The sequence below is a fragment of the Vibrio sp. B1REV9 genome, from assembly GCF_905175395.2.
GTDB lineage: Bacteria > Pseudomonadota > Gammaproteobacteria > Enterobacterales > Vibrionaceae > Vibrio > Vibrio alfacsensis.
In genome coordinates this window covers 1058750-1084337 of sequence record NZ_HG992745.1, presented here as the reverse complement: position 1 = coordinate 1084337, position 25588 = coordinate 1058750, and the positions used below count along the sequence as shown (strand labels likewise).

At 44.4% G+C, this 25588-nt stretch carries 23 protein-coding genes and 2 pseudogenes; 10 read left to right on the top strand and 15 right to left on the bottom strand.

Translation table 11 applies throughout. From position 1 onward, the window contains the following. Positions 1–329: 329 nt before the first annotated feature. Positions 330–887 carry a 1,6-anhydro-N-acetylmuramyl-L-alanine amidase AmpD gene (gene ampD, locus KHN78_RS10635; RefSeq protein WP_211916003.1) on the bottom strand — a complete coding sequence of 186 codons (558 nt, stop codon included), beginning with the start codon at positions 885–887 and terminating at the stop codon, positions 330–332. A 92-nt stretch (positions 888–979) separates the two neighbouring features. Here ampD and nadC point away from each other — a divergent pair, with 92 nt between their 5' ends. From nadC to yacG, 8 genes are all read left to right on the top strand, one after another. Beyond that, complete coding sequence (gene nadC / locus KHN78_RS10630) at positions 980–1867, top strand: carboxylating nicotinate-nucleotide diphosphorylase (RefSeq protein WP_211916002.1); 888 nt, start codon at positions 980–982, stop codon at positions 1865–1867. A 223-nt stretch (positions 1868–2090) separates the two neighbouring features. Then, positions 2091–2543, top strand: coding sequence for a pilin (locus KHN78_RS10625; protein ID WP_211916001.1), 453 nt, complete (start codon positions 2091–2093; stop codon positions 2541–2543). 20 nt (positions 2544–2563) lie between these two features. Continuing rightward, entirely contained in the window at positions 2564–4249 is a 1686-nt protein-coding gene (gene pilB / locus KHN78_RS10620; protein ID WP_211916000.1) for a type IV-A pilus assembly ATPase PilB, read from the top strand. A gap of 33 nt (positions 4250–4282) precedes the next feature. Next, a complete protein-coding gene (locus KHN78_RS10615; protein WP_211915999.1) occupies positions 4283–5506 on the top strand; it encodes a type II secretion system F family protein in 1224 nt (407 codons plus the stop codon). 64 nt (positions 5507–5570) lie between these two features. Then, a complete protein-coding gene (locus KHN78_RS10610) occupies positions 5571–6440 on the top strand; it encodes a prepilin peptidase (RefSeq protein ID WP_211915998.1) in 870 nt (289 codons plus the stop codon). Beyond that, positions 6441–7055, top strand: a complete 615-nt coding sequence (gene coaE / locus KHN78_RS10605) for a dephospho-CoA kinase (RefSeq protein ID WP_211915997.1) — start codon at positions 6441–6443, stop codon at positions 7053–7055. Between the two features lie 27 nt (positions 7056–7082). Continuing rightward, positions 7083–7823: a cell division protein ZapD gene (gene zapD, locus KHN78_RS10600; protein ID WP_128810214.1), complete on the top strand. Its 741-nt coding sequence runs from the start codon at positions 7083–7085 to the stop codon at positions 7821–7823. 63 nt (positions 7824–7886) lie between these two features. Then, positions 7887–8081, top strand: coding sequence for a DNA gyrase inhibitor YacG (yacG, locus tag KHN78_RS10595; RefSeq protein WP_211915996.1), 195 nt, complete (start codon positions 7887–7889; stop codon positions 8079–8081). Positions 8082–8302: 221 nt separating this feature from the next. On the opposite strand, the gene rplS is transcribed toward yacG, so the two are convergent. The 5 genes from rplS to ffh form a co-directional block, all read right to left on the bottom strand. After that, the gene (rplS, locus tag KHN78_RS10590; RefSeq protein WP_128810212.1) at positions 8303–8656 is read right to left on the bottom strand and encodes a 50S ribosomal protein L19; all 354 of its coding nucleotides are present in this window, start codon (positions 8654–8656) and stop codon (positions 8303–8305) included. Between the two features lie 41 nt (positions 8657–8697). Continuing rightward, positions 8698–9441 (bottom strand): tRNA (guanosine(37)-N1)-methyltransferase TrmD, encoded by a 744-nt coding sequence (gene trmD / locus KHN78_RS10585; RefSeq protein ID WP_211915995.1) that lies wholly within the window; start codon positions 9439–9441, stop codon positions 8698–8700. Between the two features lie 27 nt (positions 9442–9468). Then, positions 9469–10017: a ribosome maturation factor RimM gene (gene rimM / locus KHN78_RS10580; protein ID WP_128810210.1), complete on the bottom strand. Its 549-nt coding sequence runs from the start codon at positions 10015–10017 to the stop codon at positions 9469–9471. Between the two features lie 27 nt (positions 10018–10044). Further along, positions 10045–10293 carry a 30S ribosomal protein S16 gene (gene rpsP, locus KHN78_RS10575; protein ID WP_004410028.1) on the bottom strand — a complete coding sequence of 83 codons (249 nt, stop codon included), beginning with the start codon at positions 10291–10293 and terminating at the stop codon, positions 10045–10047. A 209-nt stretch (positions 10294–10502) separates the two neighbouring features. Beyond that, positions 10503–11882 carry a signal recognition particle protein gene (gene ffh / locus KHN78_RS10570; protein ID WP_128810209.1) on the bottom strand — a complete coding sequence of 460 codons (1380 nt, stop codon included), beginning with the start codon at positions 11880–11882 and terminating at the stop codon, positions 10503–10505. A gap of 213 nt (positions 11883–12095) precedes the next feature. Here ffh and KHN78_RS10565 point away from each other — a divergent pair, with 213 nt between their 5' ends. Next, positions 12096–12890 carry an inner membrane protein YpjD gene (locus tag KHN78_RS10565; RefSeq protein ID WP_128810208.1) on the top strand — a complete coding sequence of 265 codons (795 nt, stop codon included), beginning with the start codon at positions 12096–12098 and terminating at the stop codon, positions 12888–12890. Positions 12891–13134: 244 nt separating this feature from the next. Beyond that, the gene (locus KHN78_RS10560; RefSeq protein ID WP_128810207.1) at positions 13135–14409 is read left to right on the top strand and encodes an HlyC/CorC family transporter; all 1275 of its coding nucleotides are present in this window, start codon (positions 13135–13137) and stop codon (positions 14407–14409) included. A 166-nt stretch (positions 14410–14575) separates the two neighbouring features. On the opposite strand, the gene luxS is transcribed toward KHN78_RS10560, so the two are convergent. The 9 genes and pseudogenes from luxS to KHN78_RS10515 all read right to left on the bottom strand — a co-directional run bounded on the left by luxS (position 14576) and on the right by KHN78_RS10515 (position 25192). Beyond that, positions 14576–15094, bottom strand: a complete 519-nt coding sequence (gene luxS / locus KHN78_RS10555) for an S-ribosylhomocysteine lyase (RefSeq protein WP_211915994.1) — start codon at positions 15092–15094, stop codon at positions 14576–14578. A gap of 89 nt (positions 15095–15183) precedes the next feature. Beyond that, positions 15184–15789: a hypothetical protein gene (locus KHN78_RS10550; RefSeq protein WP_211915993.1), complete on the bottom strand. Its 606-nt coding sequence runs from the start codon at positions 15787–15789 to the stop codon at positions 15184–15186. Between the two features lie 45 nt (positions 15790–15834). Next, positions 15835–17403, bottom strand: a complete 1569-nt coding sequence (gene gshA, locus KHN78_RS10545; protein WP_211915992.1) for a glutamate--cysteine ligase — start codon at positions 17401–17403, stop codon at positions 15835–15837. A 161-nt stretch (positions 17404–17564) separates the two neighbouring features. After that, positions 17565–20405 carry a M16 family metallopeptidase gene (locus KHN78_RS10540; protein WP_211915991.1) on the bottom strand — a complete coding sequence of 947 codons (2841 nt, stop codon included), beginning with the start codon at positions 20403–20405 and terminating at the stop codon, positions 17565–17567. A gap of 9 nt (positions 20406–20414) precedes the next feature. Next, a pseudogene (locus KHN78_RS10535) lies at positions 20415–20875 on the bottom strand (YqaA family protein). After that, complete coding sequence (locus KHN78_RS10530; protein ID WP_211915990.1) at positions 20869–21819, bottom strand: NADP-dependent oxidoreductase; 951 nt, start codon at positions 21817–21819, stop codon at positions 20869–20871. Before KHN78_RS10530 ends, KHN78_RS10535 begins: the two are co-directional and overlap by 7 nt. 147 nt (positions 21820–21966) lie before the next feature. Continuing rightward, entirely contained in the window at positions 21967–23097 is a 1131-nt protein-coding gene (locus KHN78_RS10525; protein WP_010450222.1) for a sodium ion-translocating decarboxylase subunit beta, read from the bottom strand. A 9-nt stretch (positions 23098–23106) separates the two neighbouring features. Continuing rightward, positions 23107–24901 (bottom strand): annotated as a pseudogene (gene oadA / locus KHN78_RS10520) (sodium-extruding oxaloacetate decarboxylase subunit alpha). A 33-nt stretch (positions 24902–24934) separates the two neighbouring features. Continuing rightward, positions 24935–25192 (bottom strand): oxaloacetate decarboxylase subunit gamma, encoded by a 258-nt coding sequence (locus tag KHN78_RS10515; RefSeq protein ID WP_211915989.1) that lies wholly within the window; start codon positions 25190–25192, stop codon positions 24935–24937. Between the last annotated feature and the right edge of the window lie 396 nt (positions 25193–25588).

Here is a 25588-nt window from a genome sequence, read left to right as displayed (position 1 = left end):
ATAATTAAAACGCAACTGTCCAGCCAAAAGTTGACCTAAATCATAGAACATGGCACGAACCAACACCCTGATAACAAATGGACATTAAAACAGCAATAAAATTGGTCTTACCAATTACAAAAAAAGAACAGCCACAGTGAGGTTCATGAGACTTTTTTGATCAATTAATTCAGAAAAAGACGAAATTTCTGTGCTTCATTTGCACCAAACCGACACAATCACAAAAATGTGTTGTTATTTATTAACAAATGAAATTTTTTGTCCGATTCAAAAAAGGCATACCTAAATGTATGCCTTATTAATAATCATGAGCGTCACTTACAATTTTGCTACAAACCGTGTTTTAACTGCCCTCGGTACTTTATCCAGTCAAAGCTTAGACCAGGATCGGCTTTTCTCAAGGGAGCAATATACTGATGCCCAGTGATTCTAGGTAAGGTGATTCGGGGATAATAGTGCATAATGGCTTGAGTCAATGCAGTAAGTGATTGATACTGCTCTTCTGTATAAGCAACAAATTCAGTACCTTCTAACTCCACACCTATCGAATAATCATTACAGCGCTCACGCCCTGCGAAGCTCGATTGGCCTGCATGCCATGCTCGATCTAGAAAAGAGACAAACTGAACAATCTCGCCATCACGCTTGATCAAACAATGTGCAGAAACGCCCATTTTGTGAATTACCTCAAAAAATGGGTGCGCATTAGGATCCAAATTGCCAGTAAAAAAGTCCTCTATATAAGAGCCACCAAATTGGCCTGGCGGTAAACTGATGTTATGGACCACCAGCAGAGAGATATCTTCTTTATTCAAACGCGCATCAAAAAATGGTGATGGCATATGCTTCGCTTGCATTAACCATCCATTGTCAATTTTTAGGCCCATACCAACCTCTCTACTTTGCAAATTAACTGCTGAAATTATTGCCACCGGAGAGTATCATTCGTTGCCATCTCCCTTTCAAGACAAGATTTGCGATGAAGAACACACACAACAGCCAAGAACGCCTAGAATACCTGAAACAACAACTTCCGCTAGAAATCACTCGTGCCGTAGCCGATACCCTAAAAGAAGATTTAGGTGGCACTTTGGATGCCGATAAAGACATCACCGCATCGCTTATCCCAGCTGACGCTATTAATACTGCAACCATCATCACGCGCGAGTACGGTGTGTTCTGTGGTCAAGCATGGGCAGATGAAGTATTCAAGCAACTAGGTGGCAAAGTCACCATTGAGTGGCATGTGAACGATGGCGACAAGGTAGAACCAAACCAAACACTTTGCACGCTGACGGGACCTGCTCGTGATCTGTTAACAGGCGAGCGCAACGCAATGAACTTTATCCAAACCCTTTCAGGTTGCGCGACCATCACAGCAGAATACGCAGAAAAAATTGCTCACACTGAGTGTCGTCTATTAGATACGCGTAAGACTATTCCAGGTCTACGTAGCGCACTTAAATATGCAGTGGCATGTGGTGGTGGTTTTAACCACCGTATTGGTGTCTTCGACGCTTACTTAATTAAAGAGAACCACATCATTGCATGTGGTGGCATCACTCAAGCTATCTCGACGGCAAAAGAGTTAAATCCTGGAAAGCCTGTTGAAGTCGAAACAGAAAGCCTAGATGAATTAAAAGAAGCTATCGAAGCTGGTGCAGATATCATCATGTTAGATAATTTTACTACCGATATGATGCGTGAAGCGGTAGCAATCAACGCAGGTCGTGCCGCATTAGAGAACTCGGGTAATGTGACGCTAGAAACCATCGCAGAGTACGCTGAAACCGGCGTCGACTATATCTCTGTAGGCGCGCTAACAAAACACTTGAAAGCCTTAGACCTTTCAATGCGTTTTAAATAGACCGCCCTGCAAAGCAAGAAGAAAGAGAGCCTCATCGCTCTCTTTTTTAATTCTCCGCGATCAACACCCCTCGCAAAACCTTGTGTATTTATTGCAATAGCTTATTAAAGACTATTAGTTCCCTCGTACCCACCTACCCTTATCATTTTTAATCCTGTCTGCGTCCATTACTTTTTCCCACCGATTACATGCAAGATCTTTCACTTGTACTTAAGGAAAAGTAATGAGAACGAATAAACATATGAAACAAAAAGGCTTTACGCTTATTGAGCTAATGATGGTTGTCGCTGTAATTGGTGTATTGGCTATGGTCGCGATACCTCAATATCAAAAATATGTCGCAAAAGCTGAAGTAGCCGCTGCGTTATCGTTAATGACCGGAGTAAAAACCAATGTTGAAGCGTATACCGCTGAGTATGGTGCATTTCCAGCAGCATCAGAATCCTCAGCTTTAGGAGTACCAAGTATCATCCCCCAAGGCACTATCGCATTTGAGCCAGATGCATCATCCGCGTCTGGCTCAATCAGGTTTACTTTTGCCACAGACTCCAGTCCCAAATTAGTCGGCAGCGACTTTGCGTTGGTAAGAAGCATCAATGGAGGATGGACTTGCACTGCGTCTGGAGCGACCTCTGCCGTTGAGAGTGCTTTACTTCCTAAAACCTGCAAATCTTAGTGAAAATATTGTCTCACGATATGCAAACCAACCTCTTAACGATTCTTCGCCAATCTGGAATCATCACATTGACTCAAGAAGAATCCTTAACCCAACAGACCATCGCTTCCGGTATATCTGTATCAGAAGCTTTGATCACCAGTGATTTATTTCAAGCAGACGAAATAACGGAGCAGTTGAGTCTAATATTTGGTTTATCGCGCACTGCTCTTCACCAATACGATTATGCTGCACTGTGTCAGCAATTGGGGCTTCGCGATCTAATCACTCGACACAATGCACTACCACTTAGCCAAAATAACAATACACTCATGTTGGCGGTTTCTGATCCCACCAACTTTCAAGCTGAAGATGACTTTCGTTTTGCTACAGGTTTGCAAATCGAATTGGTTCTTGCTGATTTTAGAGAACTCACTTCTGCGATTCGACGCTTATATGGCCGCGCCATTATTGAAGAGAAGTCTGGATTAAAGGAGATCAATCAGGAAGAACTCGCCAATCTCGTCGACATCAGCCAAGAAGAAGTTGAGCATATTGAAGACCTGAGCCAAGACAATTCTCCAGTGAGTCGCTATATCCACCAGATCTTGTTGGACGCCGTACGAAAATCTGCCTCTGATATACATTTCGAACCCTATGAGAATCTATATCGAGTTCGCTTACGCTGTGATGGCATCTTAGTCGAAAGCCAACAACCCCCTAGCCACCTGAGCCGCAGGCTTTCTGCCCGTATAAAAATCCTATCAAGACTCGATATATCTGAACGGCGCTTACCTCAAGATGGACGGATCAAGCTCAAACTCAACCAAGAAACGGCAATCGATATACGCGTATCCACACTGCCAACCTTGTTTGGTGAAAAGCTCGTCTTGCGTCTACTTCATAGTAATGCCAGCGATTTAAACATTGATAAGCTCGGTTATAACAAACACCAAAAACAACTGTATCTAAATGCGCTGCAACGGCCTCAAGGGATGATCCTCATGACGGGACCGACTGGCAGCGGAAAAACGGTATCGCTTTACACTGGCCTCAACATTCTCAACAAGCCAGAAATCAATATCGCGACAGCAGAAGATCCGGTTGAAATTAACTTACCCGGCATTAATCAGGTTCAAGTTCAGCCCCAAATCGGCTTTGGGTTCTCCGAGGCTCTGCGTGCTTTTTTACGACAAGATCCTGACGTCATCATGCTTGGGGAGATCCGAGATCTCAATACAGCTCAGAATGCGATCAAGGCCTCTCAGACTGGCCACTTAGTGTTATCAACCCTTCATACAAACTCAACGGCTGAAACAATTATACGGCTATCGAACATGGGCGTTGAACGATTTAATCTCGCAGGATCACTGAGTTTAATCATTGCTCAGCGTCTTGTGAGAATACTGTGTTCCCATTGTAAAACCCCTCAACCACTCGATGTTCAACTACGGCACATTGGCATCGTTGCGACCGATCTTATTTATCAAGCAAACCGAGATGGCTGCAATGAATGCACACAAGGTTATGTAGGACGTACAGGGATCTACGAGATGATGCATTTTGACGAGTCATTATCTGAGGCACTCATGACAGGCGCATCAATACACGAAATAGAAAAGCTCGCTATCGCAAATGGTATGCAAACACTACAAATGTCAGGAGTAGAAAAGCTTCGACAAGGGGTTACCAGCTTGAGTGAGTTAAAACGTGTCCTCCACTTTTAACGTGTAAAGCATAAACCAACCGCTACCTAACTTATGAAAAACAAAGATTTACAACTGAGCAACTATTTCTGGAAAGGCATTAATAGCTCCGGAAAGAGAACCTCTGGCCATACTCTGGCTCTCAGTGAATTCGAAGTTCGTGAACGCTTAGCTGCGCAACATATAAAAGTCAGAAAACTAAAAAAGCGTCGTATCTCTTTGCTTAAGAAATTTACCCAGCGTGTAAAAGGTAAAGATATCACAGCTTTTACCCGTCAGATTTCGACCATGCTAATAACAGGGGTTCCCATTGTTCAAGCATTACATCTTGTCGCTGAAAGCCATAAAAAAGCAGAAATGAAGTCGATTCTGCTCAGTGTTACTCGAGCGATAGAAGCCGGAACCCCAATATCAAAAGCCATGCATAACACCAACAAGCATTTTGATCCGTTTTATACCGATCTAATCGCCACAGGTGAACAATCGGGTAACTTACCTCTTGTTTTCGAACGTCTCGCCACTTATCGAGAAAAAAGCGAACAGTTGCGCTCAAAAGTCATCAAAGCCTTAATTTATCCAGCGATGGTCGTATTCGCAGCGCTTGCTGTCTCTTATTTGATGTTGACGCAAGTGATTCCCGAATTTGAAAAGATGTTTGCAGGCTTTGGCGAAGAGTTACCGCTATTTACTCAGATAGTACTATTGGTGTCTGCTTGGACGCAAAAATGGGGAGCGTATATTAGTTTCGGATTCTCGAGCTTAGCTATCACTTCACGTTTTGTAAGCCAGCGCTCTCAATCATTCCGGCTAATGATTGCGCGTATCAGTATAATGCTTCCCATTTTAGGTCCCGTGTTATCTAAAGCCGCCATTGCTAAATTCAGCCGAACGCTTGCGACGAGCTTTAGTTCAGGGATCCCTATTCTGCTCTGTCTAAAAACCACCGCAAAAACCTCAGGTAACCTTCATTATCAACTCGCCATTAATGACATTTATCACGATACAGCAGCAGGAATGCCCTTGTATATTGCTATGCGAAATAGCGGAGTCTTTCCTGAATTGGTACTACAAATGGTGATGATTGGTGAAGAATCCGGACGCTTGGATGATATGCTAAACAAAGTCGCGACCATTTATGAGTTTGAAGTCGACAGTACCGTCGATAATTTGAGTAAAATTTTAGAGCCTCTACTCATTGTTTTTCTCGGGGTTGTCGTAGGCAGTCTTGTTACTGCAATGTACCTCCCTATCTTTAACTTAATGAGCGTATTGGGATAGAATGCAGCTTTAATCCCATCAAAACAGCATCCTGCTAATTTGGTCAATTGTTCAAGAGAAAGATATGGAAGTATTCCTGTACTACCCATGGCTATTCGTTGTATTTGCCACGATTTTCGGTTTAATCGTGGGAAGTTTCCTCAACGTTGTTATTTATCGCCTACCAAAAATCATGGAAATCGAATGGCGACACGAGTGTGCGGAATCTTTTCCTGAATGCAAAATAGAACCACCAAAAGAGAAGCTGACACTTAGTGTTCCACGCTCTTCTTGTCAACAATGCGGCACGCCTATTCGTGTTCGAGACAACATTCCCGTGATTAGCTGGTTATTATTGAAAGGAAAATGCCACAACTGCCAATCTTCGATTAGTGTTCGCTACCCTCTCATTGAACTTCTCACCGCGCTCTGTTCGGGTTTTCTCGCGTTTTACTTCGGTTTTAGCTACTTCACCATCGCATTAATTTTCTTTACCTTTGTACTTATTGCCGCCACATTTATCGATCTTGATACCATGTTGCTGCCAGATCAACTGACCTTGCCTTTAATGTGGTCAGGCATTGCGCTTGCGCTCACTGGTATTAGTCCTATTAGTTTACAAGATGCCGTCATTGGTGCGATCGCCGGCTACCTCTGCCTTTGGAGTGTCTATTGGGGGTTCAAACTCCTAACAGGTAAAGAGGGAATGGGATATGGTGATTTCAAGTTACTCGCCGCGTTAGGAGCTTGGTTAGGTTGGCAATCACTCCCAATGATCATTTTGCTTTCATCAATCGTCGGCATCATTTTTGGTCTTATTCAATTACGTTTGCAAAAACAAGGTATCGAAAAAGCTTTTCCATTCGGACCATACCTAGCAATAGCAGGTTGGGTAAGCCTAATTTGGGGTGAACAAATTCTAAACTGGTACTTTACGTCAATTTTAGGAGTGTAAATGACTTTTGTTATTGGGTTAACTGGTGGTATTGCCAGCGGTAAAACCACCGTTGCAAACTTGTTTAAGCAGCAGTTCAGCATTGATATTGTCGATGCTGATATCGTTGCCCGAGAAGTCGTTGAACCCGGGACTCCTGGTCTCAATGCGATTATTCATCACTTTGGTCAAGACATCGTTAGAAGCGATCAAACTCTCGATAGATCGAAGCTACGCGAGCGTATCTTTTCCAATCCAGAAGAAAAAGCTTGGCTTAATGCTTTATTACACCCAATTATTCGTGAAAAGATGATCGAGGATTTGCAACAGGTCACATCAGAATACGCACTTTTAGTCGTGCCTTTACTCATTGAAAACAAATTAGATAGTTTGTGTGATCGTGTACTTGTGGTAGATGTAGCCGCCGAAACACAGATTTCAAGAACCGTTAAACGCGACAACGTTAGTGAAGAACAAGCTTGTGCGATCTTAGCCTCTCAAGCATCTCGTGAACAAAGGCTCGCGCTGGCTGACGATGTGGTTAAGAACAACCCAAATGACCCTAATCTTTTGCTTCAAATCACAGATTTACACCAAAAGTACCTAGCCATATGTAAGAAAAATCTGTCAGAATAGAGGGGATTCTAACCAAGGCTTATGTCGATGACCACGCACAAATTTGAACATCCTTTAAATGAAAAAACTCGCATCTATTTGCGAGTTGAGTCTTTGTTGCGTCAGGCTCACTTAGCCTCTGGCTTTACCGATAACCATCAGTATCAGCTATTCTTTCGTGCCCTTTTCGATATGGTCGAGATCTTTGAGCAAATTCAACTCAAAAGTGAACTAGCTAAAGATCTAGAAAAGCAACGCCTCACTTACCGTAATTGGTTCAATGTCGAGGGTGTAGATCAAGAAGCACTGACTGCCTTACTGCGTGATATTGATGCTATTCATAGCCAATTAATGAATGCAGAGCGATTTGGTCAGTCACTCAAAGAAGATCGCTTCTTGAGTTCTATTCGCCAACGTTTTAACCTACCTGGTGGTTCTTGCTGTTTCGATTTACCAGCGCTGCATTATTGGTTACACCTACCAATCGAGCGGAAAAAGCATGATGCCGCGAAGTGGCAAGGGAGTTTGAAACCACTCTCTGATGCGCTAAACCTTTGGTTGAAGCTCACGCGTGAAACTGGCCATTTTAAAGCCCAAATCGCTCGTGCTGGTTTTTTTCAAAGTGATGCTGACGAAGCCAATATACTTCGCTTACATATCCCAATGGAATACGGTGTCTACCCAATGATCTCCGGTCATAAAAACCGCTTTGCGATTAAATTTATCGCTTTTGAAAGTGGCCAAGCGTGCAGCCAAGATATTGAATTTGAACTTGCCGTTTGTAGCTAAACGATAATCGCACTACTATTTCCATACTGTCTTTATACACCTTAACAAACAGGACGATTGACGATGTCTAAAATTACTGTCGTTCCATGCCCACAATGTGGTGCTGATGTAGAATGGGGAGAGCAAAGTCCTCATCGCCCTTTCTGTAGTAAAAAGTGCCAAATGATTGATTTTGGTGAATGGGCAGATGAAGAAAACACCATTGCTGGCGCACCCGACATGTCAGATAGTGATGGCTGGTCTGAAGACCCATATTAATGCGCTAGATGTGGCACATTTATAATGAGAGAAAGGTTGATGTATACACATCAGCCTTTTTTATTGCTCGTTAATCGAGAAATATAGCATTCAAAGCGTTGCTGATGGTTTAGACCATGAAAATCGCGCGGAATATTGATATTACAAATGGAAATTACAAACAAAAAAACGGGGTCGATTGCTCGACCCCGTTATTTACTATGAGAACGCTAGTTATAGCATTACTTCTTAGCAAGTTTCTCTTTAATACGAGCTGACTTACCAGAACGCTCACGTAGGTAGTACAACTTGGCACGACGTACTGCACCGCGGCGTTTAACTTCGATGCTATCAACAACTGGAGAGTGAGTTTGGAATACACGCTCAACACCTTCACCGTTAGAGATCTTACGTACAGTGAAAGCAGAGTGAAGACCACGGTTACGGATTGCGATTACAACGCCTTCGAAAGCCTGTAGACGCTCACGTTCACCTTCTTTTACCTTAACTTGAACTACAACAGTGTCACCTGGTGCAAATTTAGGTAGGTCTTGCTTCATTTGCTCTTCTTCAAGAGCCTTGATGATGTTACTCATTTTATAAATTCCTAGAATAAACTGATACTAAATAAATTAGGTTACTTTGCGTTATGTTCACTGATGAACTCAGCAAGTAATTGTTCCTGTTCGTCAGTCAGAGCTAGGTTTTCCAGGAGCTCTGGTCTTCTTAGCCAAGTACGGCCTAACGACTGTTTTAGTCGCCAGTGACGAATATCCTTATGGTTACCTGACATCAGTACCGCTGGTACTTCTTTGCCATCTAACACTTCAGGACGCGTATAGTGAGGGCAATCTAACAAGCCATTTGCAAAAGAATCTTCTTCTGCTGACGCGAAATCCCCTAGTACCCCCGGAATAAACCGCGAGACAGAATCGATTAACGTCATGGCTGGTATCTCACCACCCGTCATCACAAAATCCCCAATCGACCATTCTTCGTCGACTTCAGATTGAATGATGCGCTCATCTACCCCTTCATAACGACCACAAATAAGAAGTAAATTCTCATTCGTTGCCAGTTCTTCAACCCCTTTCTGGTCGAGCTTGCGACCTTGAGGAGAGAGGTAAATGACTTTCGTCTTACCCGGTGAGGCTTCTTTCGCGGTATGAATGGCATCGCGCAAAGGCTGAACCATCATTAACATACCAGGACCACCACCGTAAGGTCGGTCATCGACAGTGCGATGTTTGTCATGAGTGAAATCTCGAGGATTCCAAGTCTCAATAGACAAAAGACCTTTTTTAACCGCTTGACCTGTTACCCCAAAATCAGTAACAGAACGGAACATTTCAGGAAAAAGGCTAATTACGCCAACCCACATGTTTATCTCGCTCTGTAATTTTGGAGATTAGAATCCAGGATCCCAGTCAACTTCGATCCGTTGAGCTTCGCGATCAACTTTGATGATCACTTGCTCTTCAAGGAACGGAATTAATCGTTCCTTCTGCCCGAAAGCATCTTTAAGATTTGCTTTAACCACCAAAACATCGTTTGAGCCAGTTTCTAGAATGTCAGAAACGACACCCAGATCGTAACCTTTATTGGTTACCACTTGCATCCCAAACAATTCGCGCCAGTAGAATTCATCTTCTGACAATTCAGGTAGTACCGCAGGGTCAATAGCAATTTCAAAGTTTGTCATCAGTTGTGCGTCTTCACGAACATCTAATTCAGCTAGTTTACAGACATAACCTTGGCCATGACGTTTCCAGCTTTCAACTTTGTACTCAACCCACGAACCCTTTTGGTTAACAAACCAAGGGCTGTAATCGAAAATGCTCTCAGCATTGTCTGTGTAGGAAAAAACCTTGAGCCAACCACGAATGCCGTAAGTAGCACCAAACTTGCCTACAACAATTCTATTGTCACTCATTGTTTCTTTACCTTTCATCGACATAAGCTAATTTCTACTTCTTAGTAAGAATTAAGCCGCTTTTTGAGCGTCTTTAACTAGCTTAGCAACGCGGTCAGATAGAGACGCGCCTTGACCAACCCAATGGTTAACGCGGTCTAGGTCTAGACGTAGACCTTCTTCTTGACCTTGTGCAGTTGGGTTAAAGAAACCAACTTTCTCGATGAAACGGCCAGTTGCTGCGTTACGGCTATCCGCAACTACGATTTGATAAAATGGACGCTTCTTCGCGCCGTGACGTGCCAAACGAATGGTTACCATGTCGTCCTCTTTGCTTTCTCAAAAATAAAATTAACCCCAAAAACCATTTATGAATGAAACAGTCTGGGGTCTCGTGCCAAAATAAAGCTCCGGAATTTTACTCTTATCCCGGTTCAATGCAAGGGGTTTAGCTACTTTTTCGCCAACATAAATTAAAATTTAAGTTTGTGATGCAGCTAACAGCCTGAAACTAAAGTCTAGGCAATCGATTAACGACCAAATGGATTGAAGCCACCGCCACCCATTCCGCCCATCATGCCTTGCATATTGCGCATCATGCCTTTCATGCCGCCTTTCTGCATTTTCTTCATCATCTTCTGCATTTGGGTAAACTGTTTCAGTAGACGGTTAACATCTTGAACCTGAACACCAGAACCCGCAGCGATACGCTTTTTGCGCGAACCTTTGATGATTTCTGGGCGTTGACGCTCTTTCATTGTCATGGAGCTGATGATTGCTTCCATTTGCTTGAACATCTTATCGTCAACTTTATCTTTTACATCCGATGGCAGCTGAGACATACCTGGTAGCTTGTCTAGCATGCCCATCATGCCGCCCATGTTTTGCATTTGACCTAGCTGTTCACGGAAGTCTTCAAGGTCGAAGCCTTTCTTCTCTTTGAACTTCTTCGCTAGCTTCTCTGCTTTTTCATGGTCAACATTGCGCTGTAGGTCTTCAATCAGTGACAGTACGTCACCCATGCCCAGAATGCGCGATGCAACACGATCTGGATGGAATGGTTCTAATGCGTCGGTCTTTTCACCCACACCCAAGAATTTAATTGGTTTGCCTGTAATATGACGTACCGATAGCGCCGCACCACCACGTGCATCACCATCCACTTTCGTCAGAATCACACCGGTTAGCGGTAGCGCATCACCGAACGCTTTTGCTGTGTTCGCCGCATCTTGACCCGTCATTGCATCAACAACGAACAGTGTCTCTACAGGGTTAATCGCTGAGTGAAGATCTTTAATTTCACCCATCATCTCTTCATCGATAGCCAAACGACCCGCTGTATCGACAATCAATACGTCATAGAATTTCTTCTTCGCGTGGTCGATTGCCGCATTCGCAATATCAATTGGCTTTTGATCTGGTGAAGATGGGAAGAAATCCACACCAATGTCTGATGCGAGTGTTTCGAGCTGTTTGATCGCAGCTGGACGGTAAACGTCGGCAGACACAACCAAAACTTTCTTCTTATCACGCTCTTTAAGCAGCTTAGATAATTTACCTACCGATGTGGTTTTACCCGCACCTTGTAGACCCGCCATTAATAGTACTGCTGGCGGCTGAGCAGCTAGGTTAAGCGCCTCGTTAGATTCACCCATTACCGCTTCAAGTTCTGCTTGAACGATCTTGATGAACTCTTGACCAGGCGTCAGTGATTTAGATACCTCTACGCCGACCGCTTTTTCTTTTACGCGATTAACGAATTCGCGTACAACAGGAAGCGCAACGTCAGCCTCAAGTAGGGCCATGCGAACTTCGCGTAGGGTTTCTTTAATGTTGTCTTCAGTCAGACGACCTTTGCCACTGATATTCTTCAGCGTTTTGGATAATCGATCCGTTAAATTCTCAAACATCTTTGTCTCTTCGCTAGAATGGCGATTAATTAGTATGAGTATACCTTAGCCAACGTCACAGTCATACCCGTTGAGCTTGTCTATTGTTATATCGTGGGCAAGCTTATGAATTTCAATATCTCATCTCTCATGATTGTTGAGGCATTCGGCATAGCCCCAACGTCCAATGCAAGGTATAATTTTCACCACAGAGCACAACTACCTTTAGGATTCATGGATAGCTTAATTGCCATCGCAGCGGCCATTCTTTACGTCTTGGCGATTGCGACCATTATACCCGGACTCTCTCAGCAGTCTGGCATCAAAGTAAAAACCGTGTTTGCCAGTGCGGCATGCGCGCTTGTCTTTCATGCTTGGATTTTGGGTGATTTGATTTTTCACGGCTATGGACAGAACCTCAGCATTCTTAATGTCGCATCACTCATTAGCTTTATTATCTCGCTAGTGATGAGCGTAGCGATGTTAAAGAACCGCTTATGGTTTTTATTACCCGTCGTTTATAGCTTTGCCGCGATTAACTTAACCGCAGCGACATTTTTGCCAAGTACTTTCATCAAGCACTTAGAAAACGATCCTAAACTGCTCATCCACATATCTTTTGCGCTGTTCTCATATGCCACACTAACGATTGGCGCGTTGTATGCACTGCAACTCGCTTGGCTTGATCACAAACTGAAAACAAAGCAATCTCTTGCAATCAATCCCAATTTGCCCCCTCTCATGATGGTAGAACGTCAGTTATTTAAAATCATTATGATCGGGAACCTGTTGCTCACTGCAACACTCATTACGGGATTTGGTTTTGTTCATGATATGTTTGCTCAAGGCAAGGCTCATAAAGGCGTATTGTCTTTCATTGCTTGGATTGTCTACTCTGTTTTGCTTTGGGGCCATTACCGCAAAGGTTGGCGAGGCAAAAAGGTAACATGGTTTGCCGTTGCCGGAGCTACCCTGCTCACATTAGCCTACTTCGGCAGTCGATTTGTGAAAGAGATCATTTTAAGCTGATGCTCTATCGGCTAAATAGAATAAGTAAGGAGCCTTGTGCTCCTTATCCTTTATATTGGCCTGCAAATAAAATAGAGTAACGCTTACTTATCTCTGTGATTTTGATAAACGGCTCTCTTGAGAGCACCTAACTCGACACTTAGCTCGATAGCACTTAGATAGACAATACTTGAATAAAGCTCATTGACGAAGTGACCATGGTCGGTCATAAATTAAATAAACACATACAAGGAACTGCAGCGTTTTGGACGACATATCTACGGGTATCTTATTTGCGCTACTCGCGTGTCTGATCGTCATATCAGGTTACTTCTCAGGTTCAGAAACAGGGATGATGTCTTTGAACCGCTACCGCTTAAAGCACTTAGCCAATAATGGGCATAAAGGGGCAAGGCGAGTCGAAAAGCTTCTCGACCGGCCCGATCGCCTTATTGGTCTCATTCTTATCGGCAACAACCTCGTTAATATTCTTGCTTCTGCTATCGCAACCATCTTAGGCATGCGTTTGTATGGTGATTTAGGTGTGGCGATAGCAACAGGTGCACTGACCATGGTGGTTTTAGTCTTCGCAGAAGTCACACCAAAAACGATCGCATCCCTTTATCCCGAACGCGTATCCTATGCGAGTAGTATCCTCCTGACGATACTGATGAAAGTGCTGTCACCACTGGTAATGCTCGTCAACTTCATTACCAACGGTTTTATCCGTTTAATTGGTGTAAAAGCCGATCACACCACGGAAGATCACTTGAGCTCGGAAGAGCTGCGTACCGTCGTTAATGAAGCCGGAGGTCTTATTCCTCGACGCCACCAAGACATGCTGGTATCTATTCTCGACTTAGAACACGTCACTGTAAATGACATCATGGTGCCTCGAAATGAGATAACTGGCATTGATATAAACGATGATTGGAAATCGATCGTTCGTCAGCTAACTCACTCTCCACACGGCCGCATTGTTCTCTATCGTGATCAAATTGACGAAGTCGTCGGCATGCTACGATTACGTGAATCCTATCGTTTGATGTTAGAAAAAAACGAGTTCACTAAAGAGACCTTATTGCGAGCGGCGGATGAGGTTTACTACATTCCAGAGGGAACACCTCTCAATGTTCAGATGTTGAAGTTCCAGCGCAACAAACAACGTATCGGCCTCATTGTTGATGAATATGGTGACATCAATGGTCTCGTCACATTAGAAGATATCTTGGAAGAAATTATTGGCGAGTTCACTACCTCTATCGCACCAAGTCTTTCTGAGGAAATTACTCCCCAAGGTGATGGGAGCTTTTTGATAGAGGGGAGTACGAATATCCGTGACATCAACAAAGGCTTGAAGTGGAAACTGCCTACTGACGGCCCAAGAACTCTCAATGGCCTGATCCTTGAGCATTTAGAAGATATACCCGAAAGCCACCTGAGTGTGCATGTTGCCGGCCACCCGATGGAGATCGTCAACATCGAGGAAAACCGTATAAAGCTTGTCAAAGTTTTTCCGAAACTTAAAAAGAGCAGCTAGCTTGACTAAGCAAAGAACAAAACCAAGCAAAGAACAAAAAGAGCCTGGCAATGTGTCAGGCTCTTTGTTATCCAAACTTTTTGTTATTAAAACCTGTCTCTAAGCAAACCTGGTATTAAGCAAGCCTGGTATTAAGCAAACTTGACACTAAACAAACCGATAGAGCTTAATCAATACGAAGTTCTTTCAACATCGATTCTGGTAAGGCAAGTTCATCGTTCTTGTTGACTAAAATTCCCGCATCAAGAATATTTTTCGCGATTAGCTTTGCTTCATCTAATGAATGCATCGCAGCCGTACCACATTGGTATTCATTCAGCTCTGGGATTTTATTTTGACTCTCAACCTTTAGCACATCTTCCATTGCTGCAACCCAAGCCTCAGCCACTTGTTGCTCTGAAGGCGTACCAATTAGGCTCATGTAAAAACCTGTACGGCAGCCCATTGGCGAAATATCAATGATTTCAACGCGGTCACCATTTAGGTGATTGCGCATAAAGCCAGCATACAAGTGCTCTAACGTATGAATCCCTTTCTCAGAAAGAATGTCTTTGTTTGGGGCGGTAAAACGTAAATCAAAGACTGTGATCGTATCCCCTTTTGGAGTTTGCATTGTTTTTGCCACGCGAACCGCTGGGGCATGCATACGAGTGTGATCTACGGTAAAACTGTCTAATAAAGGCATTACGTCTCTCCTGGTTGTAACCACCAACACTCAACATATTGAGGCATTGGCATTGCTTTCCATTTATTCCCCAACTCGACTATTAGGGGTTAAAAGAACCAGCTACTGCTGTTTTCTAATTCTTGGCGGCACTGCTTAAGCTGCCAGCCATACGTTTTTGCGGTTTGTTCAACTCGCCTTGCGACCTTTACCAAACTCGGCTTACTCTTATATGTTCCTCGTTTATAACCACCTCGCCCCTCATGATAAGCAAGGTATTGGTTATATGGGTCCCACAAAGAGATACCTAATTGGCGACGCGTTTCGTGGGTATACCAACCAACAAACATCATTGAATCATCGAAGTTGGTACGTGAACCACCTTGACCTGTTGCTTTCTGAAAGTCTTCCCAAGCAGGGTCTTGAGCTTGTGCATAGCCATATGCACTACTTACGCGCCCCCAAGGGATAAAGCCAAGGATATAATCTTTGGGTGGTTTGGCATCATGACGGAAGCTACTCTCTTGCTTAATAATCGCCATGGCGACATTAATTGGGGTTCCCCATTCTTCTTCCATGTCTTTGGCATCGTCATACCAACCCGATTTTTCGCGGAATATTTCACATAGGTTGTCCTGTTGTTTTGGGGGCGCAGTAGCGCAACCAGCTAACAATACGCTCCCAAGCACAGACACCACTAACGGCTTAATGTCCAATCCCTGTCCTTATTATGTTTATACCTATTTAGGTAAGCATTGGTGTTATTTTTTCAGGTACGCGAAGTAGTCTTCAAGAAACTCATCAAATGACAATGTGTCACTCAGCTCGGCTTGTTGCTGTTTCTCAACTGAAGCGCTCACTTCCGCTTCCATCATGGCTTCTGAATATTGCTCATAACCGTGAGCTAAATTTTCCTCACGGACTTTCATGCCTAACGCACAACCTACTTTGCCTAAACCACCATACTCTTTTGTTAGTTCTAAAATTTGACCAGAGATGGTTAATTCAGGATTATCAATCCACTCTTCTAATTTTTCACATACAGCTTGGTAGGCACTTCCGCCTGTTGCCGCATCCATCTCGACCGCAATTTGACGTAATTCAGCAAACACTCGATGCGCCCAGTCTTGCAGAGACAAACGCTCACCTTGACAACCAATTTGCAGCATTAAGCCTTTCTCACGACCAGATACAATGACCTTGTTCCAGTTATCACGCCAGCACTCAAGTTCGCAACCATCCATTGGGTCTGAATCTGACAATGCTGCCCATGTTAAGAACAGATCGAGGAAGCGAACTTGTTCTTCACTTACGCCAACAGCACTAAATGGGTTAACGTCAAGAGAACGAACTTCAATGTATTCCACACCGCCACGCTGTAATGCTTCAGAAGGTTTTTCACCGCTCTTCGTTACGCGTTTTGGACGAATTGGGGCGTAAAGTTCATTCTCAATTTGCAGAATATTTGAGTTAAGCTGACGATATTCACCATTCTCTTTCACTCCAATCTTTGCAAACTCTTCAGATGGACGACGAATCGCATCACTCAAACCATCAAGATACTGCTCGATGCTGTTAAAGCCAATCTTAAGTACACTTTGCGCACTATTGGTGTAACCGAGATCACTCAAGCGTAACGAGGTCGCTTTTGGGAGGTATAATGTGCCACCTACGCTCTCGAATGGCAGATCTGTCTCACGACCTTGAATGAAAGAACCACACAGCGCCGGAGATGCACCAAAGAAGTATGGAATCATCCAACCAAAGCGGTAGTAGTTACGAATCAAAGCAAAGTAAGCCGCCGATCTTGTCTCTTGACGCGTCTCTTCATCTTGCTCACCATGCAGCGCGTCCCAGAATGTTTCCGGGAAAGAAAAGTTAAAGTGCACACCAGAGATAATTTGCATCAAACTACCGTAACGGCGTTTTAGCCCCTCACGGTAAAGCGTTTTCATTTTGGCTGAATTTGATGAGCCGTATTGAGCAAGCTGAATATCATCTTCGCTTCCCACAAAACATGGCATGGAAAGTGGCCACATTTTTTCTTCACCCATTTTAGTTTGTGTGAAGTGGTGGATATCTTTTAATTGCCCCATCAGTTCAGGGATCTCATGCGACACCGGCGTAATAAACTCCAGTAGAGACTCAGAAAAGTCTGTCGTGATCCATTTATTTGTGAACGCTGAACCCAACCCCTCAGGATGAGGCGTGGTTGCTAGGTGTCCATCCTGACGATAGCGCAAAGTTTCTCGCTCAACACCGCGTCCAAACTGCGTAAATACTTCCGGGTTTGATGCAACTTGTTTTAGTCGCGCAGCAAAATCAGTCAAAATGAGGTTCGCTTATATTGGGAGCAGGTCACTTACATCATGGCAAGTGAAAGCTAAGTTATTGATATGTAATCCATCTAGATAAATAACCCATCAAAAAGTCATTTATCTAGTCAGAAACGAATAGCGGAGAGTCTCCTCTCCGCTATTAAATGTGTGCTCTATCGAATGATTTCAAGCTCTTCCACATCTTTCCCTAACTTTTCTAGTTGAGGACGAAGTGATTTCGCATCCCCGACAACAATGATTTGATAGTCGTTCGGGTCAAACCATTTTTGCGCAAGCGCATCCAGTGTCCGTTTATCAACGGTATCGACGATGGCATTTCGTTGCTGCAAATAGTCTTGGTCTAAATCGTATTTCAAAATATCACTGATAAGTTTGCCTTTCTGTGTTGGCGTCTCATATTTCAGCGCATCTTTTTGACCGACTGCTTGTCGCATAAATTTCAATTCATCATCCGTCATACCAGCTTGGGAGTACTCATTAAGCTCATTTTCGAACTCAATAATGGACTCAACGGTTGAATCTGCACGCACTTGAGCAGTAAAGACAACAGAGCCAGTTTCCACATTTCCTGAGAAGTAACCAAAGGCTCCATAAGTGTAGCCTTTATCTTCACGAAGGTTTTGGTTGATGCGGCTATTGAAGTTACCAGACAAGTTAAAGTTCGCTAATTGAGCAAGATAGAAATCACCTGTTGCATCGTAAGGCATTCCCTGACGCACCAACATCACCACACTCTGCGGCGCTCCTGGTTTATCAACCAAATGAATTTTTTGCTCACCTAAAGAGGCAATACTTTGAGGCTCATAGCTTGGATTCGCCTCATCTTCCCAATTCGCCCAAAACGTCAGTTGTTTTTCAAGTTCGACTTTGCTTACATCACCAACGACAATGATCTGAGCATTTTGCGGCGTGTAGTGCTGAGTATAAAACTCACGAACATCATCTAACGTCAGTGCAGTTAAACCTGCTTGCGTACCGTCTTGAGGACGAGCAAATACAGAATCCCCATAAAGCACTTGTCGACTTGCTTGTGCAGCCATCCAACTCGGATTTTGTTGTTCATAAACAAGCCCTTCTAGCGCTTGCACTTTCACACGGTCAAAATCTTCTTGCTTAAATGCTGGTGATAATAGCATCTCTTCAACAATGTTAAGTGTGGGAGCTAGATTCTTCTCTAGCGCCGATACGCTAATGTCTGTCGTGTAACCTGAAGCATCAACAGAAATAACGCTGCCAAGCTTATCTAATTCTGCTTGAATTTGCTCTACGCTGCGCTTAGTCGTCCCTTCTTGAAGCATCGCGGCAGTCAGCTGAGCAAGCCCTTCTTTACCTTTATCGACATAACGAGTACCCGCTGGTAGGCTAAATTGCATCATCACGGTTGGCGTTTCATCACTCACTGTACCGAGTAATTTAGAGCCATTGCCAAATTGAATGTCATACAGTTTAGGCATTGTCGCTTCGACTGGTTCGCCAACTGGTGGCTGTACTGAACGATCAAAGTTGTCCGTGGCACGGCGGTAGGCTAACTGATCATCGGTGATTTTTTCGTATTCCGGTAATGTCCGTTTTGGTGTAACGAAAGTGGCAGGTTTAACCGCGAGATCCGTTTTCCCCTTAGGGACCACGCTCAACGTAACTTTATTTTTTCCTTGGATAAAATCACGATACGCTTTCTCGACAGATTCCGGTGTCACAGCACGAATTTGCTCAAGTTGCTTTTCAATTAAGTCTGGTTGGCCGAAGAAAGTTTGGTTCGATGCCAACTGAGTGACTTTTCCTTTGACACTCTCTAGCGCAAAAATGGCATCCGCTTCTTCTTGCCCTTTTAATTGCTCTAAACGATCTTTGGTCACGCCGTCTTGAGCAAATTTATTAAGCGATGACATTAACTCGTCATATAGCTTAGCGAGATCGCCTTTATCGCCAGAATCACCCATGGCGTACACGTAGAAATTACACGACAACTCTGCACAGTCATGAAAAGAACCGGCATCTACCGCTTTTTGTGTTTTCACCAAGTCTTGATATAGCACACTATTCGTACCACTACCCAGCACACTTGATAGAGTATCAAGTGACGTTTGGTTAGCTTCACCGCTGTAGGTGGTTGGCCATGCGATCATGACCATAGGCTGTTGGATTCGATCTTCCAGCGTAATGTACTTACTCTCTTCTAGCTTCGCAGGTTGTTTCGGTGCATTTTCAACTTCAGGACCACGAGGGATAGATCCAAAATATTTATTTACCCAATCAAGCGTTTGTTTAACGTCGATATCACCACCAATGGTGATGACCGCGTTATTTGGACCATACCAACGTAAGAAGAATGCTTTCAAATCGTTGACATCGACACGATCGAGATCGTCAACATAGCCGATGGTTTGCCATGAATATGGGTGCCCTTCTGGGTATAAGGCCTCTGCCATGCGCTCCCAAATCAAACCATATGGACGGTTATCGTAACGTTGAGCGCGTTCATTCTTAACGGTTGAACGTTGAATTTCAAACTTATGTTGCGATACGGCATCAAGCAAAAAGCCCATGCGATCAGACTCAAGCCACAACATTTTTTCTAACTGGTTCGCCGGCACAGTTTCAAAGTAGTTAGTGCGGTCACGGTTAGTGGTACCGTTAAGTGTGCCACCCGCTTCAGTGATAATTTTAAAGTGCTGTTGATCACCGACATTTTCAGAACCTTGGAACATCATATGCTCAAAGAAGTGAGCAAAGCCTGATTTTCCGATATCCTCACGCGCAGAGCCTACATGGTAGGTGACATCAACGTGTACAAGTGGGTCTGAACTTTCTGGTGCCAGAATCACCGTGAGACCATTATCCAGTAGATATTTCTGGTATGGGATTTTAACTTTCCCATCTTCTGCTTTCGACGATTCGACAAAAGTAACACCATCCGGTAATGATACCGGAGCGTTTGATGCACAGCCCGTGATCACTAACAGTGAACACGCACCAACCCAAAACATTCTCATGCGCTTTCCTTAAAATAATCCGAGATAGATGGCCGCTAACAAGCTATATCTTGCCGCTTTGCCTAAAAATATAAGTACTAAACACGGCAGAAATTTCATCCTTAACCATCCTGCCGCTAACATAGCGGGTCACCAATCACAGGCAACCAGCTAAAAAATAAACCCCAGTAACCGTATTTCGATAGCCACTTCAACGCTGTATGGCCGTGCTTCTCATCTTGCGTTTTGTTCGGAATCCACAAACCGAGCCAATAATTAGTTAAACCGCCAAGGGTATTACCGATCGTGGCAACCATGATGATAGAAGATACGGAATACTGGTTTAAAGAAAGGGTTGCGATCAATCCTGCTTCAGAGCCACCCGGTAGTAAGGTGGCACTGAGAAAGCCAGTCATGAACAATACCCACAATGCAGAATCAGAAAACCATAATGCTAGGTTTTCAAAGGCAGCATTGAATGCCTCTAACATGTCATATCAAGCAAGATCTTGCCTCGCGTCCGTCCTGATTCAACTTGCTTGTGAGCCTCAGCTACTTCATTGAACGGATAGATGTGTTGTACTTCAGTTTTCAGCAGCCCGACCCCAACCATATAAAGTAAGGTATCGAGTTGCTCACGGTCTGGCTCAACCAACATCCCACTGGCTTCAAAACCAAGTAATTTTGCTTTTTCACAAATCAATTCAGCGGTAATTGTCGGAACAGTGATAACTCGAGCATTGTCTGTTAGACACTTCAGCGCATCTAGTGCCGCATCGCCGCCAACAAGATCAATCAACACGTCTACATCTTCAACACGTTCTGACACTGGCGCAAATTGATAGTTCACTGCATGTGCGCCCAGCGTTGCAAGGTAGTCTAAATTTCGTTCACTGCACGTTGTAAAGACCTCCGCTTTGGTCGCAACCGCTATTTGAACAGCGAGGTGCCCGACGCCACCAGCACCGGCGAGAATCAACACTCGATCCCCCTCTGTGACGTTGGCTTTGCTTAGCGCTTGAGCGGCGGTTTGACCCGCTAAAGGTAAAACCGCTGCAGCTTCAAGCGTGACCGTATTTGGCACACGGCTGAGTTCAGACTCTGGAACACAAATGTATTGGCTATAGCCACCACCGCGAACAGGAAAGCCGATAAAACCAGCCACAGCATCACCGATTTCAAAACGTGACGTCTGCTCACCACAGGAGACAACCTTGCCTGAAATATCATAGCCAGGCACCCAAGGTAAATTGTCTTTGTTCTGTGCAGCCGCCCATCCTAATCCAGCACGCGTTTTTACATCGATAGGATTGATGCCCGAAAAGGCAACTTTCACGAGGATTTCCCCCGTTTTAGGTATTGGTGTTGACGTCGTTTGAATCGCAAGAACGTCGGCATCGCCGAATTTGGTAATCGCTATCTGTTTGTGTTCCATAACCCATTCCCTGAGAGAAAACAAAAAGGGATGCGAAAGCATCCCTTTGACTATAAACCATTTTGTTTGTCGAAGTTAATCGTCAATTTGTAAATTGGTGGATAATTCTATGTCGCCGATTTCCCACCAGACTCTTTAATATTCCGATTAACCAACCAATGCTAATAATATACCAGCAGCGACAGCCGACCCCAGTACGCCAGCAACGTTAGGACCCATTGCGTGCATCAGCAAAAAGTTCTGTGGGTTTGCTTCTAAACCAACCTTATTCACGACACGTGCCGCCATCGGTACTGCAGAAACGCCTGCTGCACCAATAAGAGGGTTAATGTCTTCTTTAGAGAACTTATTGAGAAGCTTCGCCATCAGGACGCCCGCCCCTGTACCGATACTGAAAGCCACTGCACCAAGCCCCAAAATACCTAATGTTTCTAAGTTGAGGAATTGTTCAGCTTGGAGCTTAGAACCAACACCAAGACCCAAGAAGATCGTGACGATATTGATTAGCTCATTCTGTGCGGTTTTAGAGAGACGATCCACGACACCCGCTTCTCGCATCAAATTCCCTAAACAGAACATTCCAACCAATGGTGTCGCAGACGGTAAGAACAAAATCGTCATGAGTAACACCGCAAGTGGGAACAGCACTTTTTCCCACTTACCAACATGGCGTAACTGAGCCATTTTGATTTGGCGCTCTTCTTTCGTCGTCAATGCTTTCATGATCGGCGGCTGAATAATCGGCACCAACGCCATGTAGCTGTATGCTGCCACGGCAATCGCACCAAGCAGATCTGGCGAAAGCTTACTAGCTAAGAAGATCGCAGTAGGGCCGTCAGCGCCACCAATGATCGCGATAGACGATGCATCCGCCATGGAAAACTCCATACCCGGTACATAGTTCAATAAGATCGCGCCAAACAAGGTAGCGAAAATACCAAACTGAGCGGCTGCACCTAGCCAAAGCGTTTTCGGGTTCGCGATCAAAGCACCAAAGTCGGTCATCGCACCTACACCCATAAAGATCAGGAGCGGGAACACGCCCGATTCGATCCCTATGTAGTAAACGTAGTACAGCAGACCACCCGGCTCAGTAAAGCCAGCATTGGGAATGTTTGCCAAGATGGCACCAAAACCAATTGGTAGCAATAGCAGTGGCTCAAAGCCTTTTTTGATCGCCAAAAACAGCAAAGTACAACCAACCAACATCATACAGATTTGGCCGAACTCAAAGTTCGCGATCCCCGTTTCTGACCATAAGGTCATCAATCCGTCCATGATGCTCCCTTACGCCAGACTCAGAAGAGGAGAACCAACTGTAACTGCATCTCCCTCTTTCACATTTAACTCTTGCACCACGCCTCCACGAGCGGCACGGACTTCTGTTTCCATCTTCATTGCTTCAAGAATCAAAAGAACATCCCCCTCCGCAACTTCCGCTCCCGGTTGAACATTGACTTTAAAAATGTTCCCCGCAAGAGGAGCCGGGACCGCTTCTGCGGCACTGTTTGCTTGAACCGCAGGCACAGCAGATTGAACAGGTGCAGACGCTGAGCTTGGCGTAACGGAAGTTAACTGTCCTTGAGGACCAACTTCGACTTCATACACTTGCCCATCAACACGTACACTGTATGTCTCCACACCACCAGCGGTAGGCTGAGTCGCTGGCGCAGCAACAGGTTTGGCGACTTCTACTGTAGGTGCTGGCTCAAATGCATCTGGATTTCCGCGGTTTTTCAAGAACTTCAAGCCAACTTGAGGGAACAGTGCGTAGGTTAACACATCATCAACACGCTCACTTGCTAACTTAATGCCATCGGATTGTGCTTTTTCCATCAGATCAACCGTTAGCGTTTCCATTTCTGCGGTAAGCAAATCAGCAGGGCGACATGTGATCGCTTCTTTGCCATCAAGTACTTTTGTTTGCAGCTCTGCATTCACAGGTGCCGGCGCCGCACCATATTCACCTTTTAGTACTCCCGCCGTTTCCTTAGTGATGTTCTTGTAGCGCTCACCAGTTAGAACGTTGATCACCGCTTGAGTACCCACGATCTGAGACGTCGGTGTAACAAGAGGAATGAAACCGAGATCCTCACGTACACGTGGAATCTCTTCTAAAACTTCATCAAGGCGATCGGCAGCACCTTGCTCTTTTAGCTGACCTTCCATATTAGTAAGCATGCCACCAGGAACCTGTGCAATAAGAATGCGAGAGTCGACACCTTTTAGCTGCCCCTCCCACTTCGCGTACTTCTTGCGAACATCACGGAAATAAGCGGCAATAGGCTCAAGTTGTTCAAGTTTTAGATTCGTGTCGCGCTCCGTACCTTGCAGCATCGCAACAACCGTTTCTGTTGGTGTATGACCATAAGTACAACTCATCGAAGAAATGGCGGTATCAAGAATATCGATCCCTGCTTCAACGGCTTTCACCGCTGTTGCCGTCGATAGACCTGTTGTTGCGTGGCAGTGCAGCGCTAATGGGACATCACATGAAGCTTTAATACGTGTGATCAACTCTTCTGCTTCATAAGGTTTAAGCAGGCCAGACATATCTTTAATACATAGAGAGTGACAACCTAAATCCTCTAGGCGTTTCGCGAGATCGACCCAAGTATCGGCATTGTGTACCGGACTTGTCGTGTACGACAACGTGCCTTGCGCGTGCGCGCCAACATCTACCGCAGCTTTGACCGCAGTCTGAAAGTTGCGTACATCATTCATCGCATCAAAAATTCGGAAAACATCCATACCGTTAGCGTGAGCACGCTCCACAAACTTCTCAACTACATCGTCAGCATAATGGCGGTACCCTAAAAGGTTTTGCCCACGAAGTAGCATTTGCATTGGCGTGTTCGGCATTGCTTTTTTCAATTCACGTAGACGATCCCATGGGTCTTCTCCTAAGAAACGAATACACGCATCAAATGTCGCTCCCCCCCCAGGTCTCTAGCGACCAATAACCAACCTTATCTAACTCAGCTGCGATCGGCAGCATATCTTCGATACGCATACGCGTAGCAAATAGGGACTGATGGGCGTCACGAAGGACCACATCGGTAATAGCTAGTGGTTTAGACATGCTCTTAAACTCCTTTTTAATCCTATCTTTCGGCTACTTCGCAACCGCGGCACGATGCTGATGAATCGCAGCCGAGATCGCCGCCACTACTTGTGGACTAACAGCGGAAGAGGTTGGTTGAATATTGGTATTTGTTTTTGGTGCTGCGATCGGCTCAGGTACTTCTTCTGGTACCAATTTAGACAGTAGCCGAACGAGATAAACGAGAATAGTGAGGAAAATAAATACGACTGCCATCCCTGTAATCATTAGAGTGGCCGCATCTACTAGCAGGCTTCCTATATTTGTCATGTTGCTTCCTTTCTTTGTCATCCTGACAATACGCAGGACTTTAATAGCGTTAAATCCCGACCATTGGATTATCTCGATTGGTTAAATTTTGTCAATTTTGTTTAAGGAAGCTTCTAAATAACCTCAAATTTTGACTATTTATTCACCACACAGATCACAATTCGAGAGAAAATCCTCTTTCTCAATGGTATTGTTCAACATATAACCACATTAAATGAAAGTAATAACAAAAACTGCGATTCGGATTTCAAAATCCAAATGAACACACAAAAAAAAGTGAAATAAAAACAGAGATGTACAGTAAGGAAACATATTCAAAACAATGAATTAACATTGATTGGCGATAATGCTGAGTTGGAAAAGAAAGGTAAGGTAGGGCGAAGAATGTTATCAGAA

Bases quoted from the DNA above. Each gene is read 5' to 3' on its own strand.
- ampD (WP_211916003.1), bottom strand. From the start codon at position 887: ATGGGCCTAAAAATTGACAATGGATGGTTAATGCAAGCGAAGCATATG.
- nadC (WP_211916002.1), top strand. From the start codon at position 980: ATGAAGAACACACACAACAGCCAAGAACGCCTAGAATACCTGAAACAA.
- KHN78_RS10625 (WP_211916001.1), top strand. From the start codon at position 2,091: ATGAGAACGAATAAACATATGAAACAAAAAGGCTTTACGCTTATTGAG.
- pilB (WP_211916000.1), top strand. From the start codon at position 2,564: ATGCAAACCAACCTCTTAACGATTCTTCGCCAATCTGGAATCATCACA.
- KHN78_RS10615 (WP_211915999.1), top strand. From the start codon at position 4,283: ATGAAAAACAAAGATTTACAACTGAGCAACTATTTCTGGAAAGGCATT.
- KHN78_RS10610 (WP_211915998.1), top strand. From the start codon at position 5,571: ATGGAAGTATTCCTGTACTACCCATGGCTATTCGTTGTATTTGCCACG.
- coaE (WP_211915997.1), top strand. From the start codon at position 6,441: ATGACTTTTGTTATTGGGTTAACTGGTGGTATTGCCAGCGGTAAAACC.
- zapD (WP_128810214.1), top strand. From the start codon at position 7,083: ATGACCACGCACAAATTTGAACATCCTTTAAATGAAAAAACTCGCATC.
- yacG (WP_211915996.1), top strand. From the start codon at position 7,887: ATGTCTAAAATTACTGTCGTTCCATGCCCACAATGTGGTGCTGATGTA.
- rplS (WP_128810212.1), bottom strand. From the start codon at position 8,656: ATGAGTAACATCATCAAGGCTCTTGAAGAAGAGCAAATGAAGCAAGAC.
- trmD (WP_211915995.1), bottom strand. From the start codon at position 9,441: ATGTGGGTTGGCGTAATTAGCCTTTTTCCTGAAATGTTCCGTTCTGTT.
- rimM (WP_128810210.1), bottom strand. From the start codon at position 10,017: ATGTCGATGAAAGGTAAAGAAACAATGAGTGACAATAGAATTGTTGTA.
- rpsP (WP_004410028.1), bottom strand. From the start codon at position 10,293: ATGGTAACCATTCGTTTGGCACGTCACGGCGCGAAGAAGCGTCCATTT.
- ffh (WP_128810209.1), bottom strand. From the start codon at position 11,882: ATGTTTGAGAATTTAACGGATCGATTATCCAAAACGCTGAAGAATATC.
- KHN78_RS10565 (WP_128810208.1), top strand. From the start codon at position 12,096: ATGGATAGCTTAATTGCCATCGCAGCGGCCATTCTTTACGTCTTGGCG.
- luxS (WP_211915994.1), bottom strand. From the start codon at position 15,094: ATGCCTTTATTAGACAGTTTTACCGTAGATCACACTCGTATGCATGCC.
- KHN78_RS10540 (WP_211915991.1), bottom strand. From the start codon at position 20,405: ATGAGAATGTTTTGGGTTGGTGCGTGTTCACTGTTAGTGATCACGGGC.
- KHN78_RS10530 (WP_211915990.1), bottom strand. From the start codon at position 21,819: ATGGAACACAAACAGATAGCGATTACCAAATTCGGCGATGCCGACGTT.
- KHN78_RS10525 (WP_010450222.1), bottom strand. From the start codon at position 23,097: ATGGACGGATTGATGACCTTATGGTCAGAAACGGGGATCGCGAACTTT.
- KHN78_RS10515 (WP_211915989.1), bottom strand. From the start codon at position 25,192: ATGACAAATATAGGAAGCCTGCTAGTAGATGCGGCCACTCTAATGATT.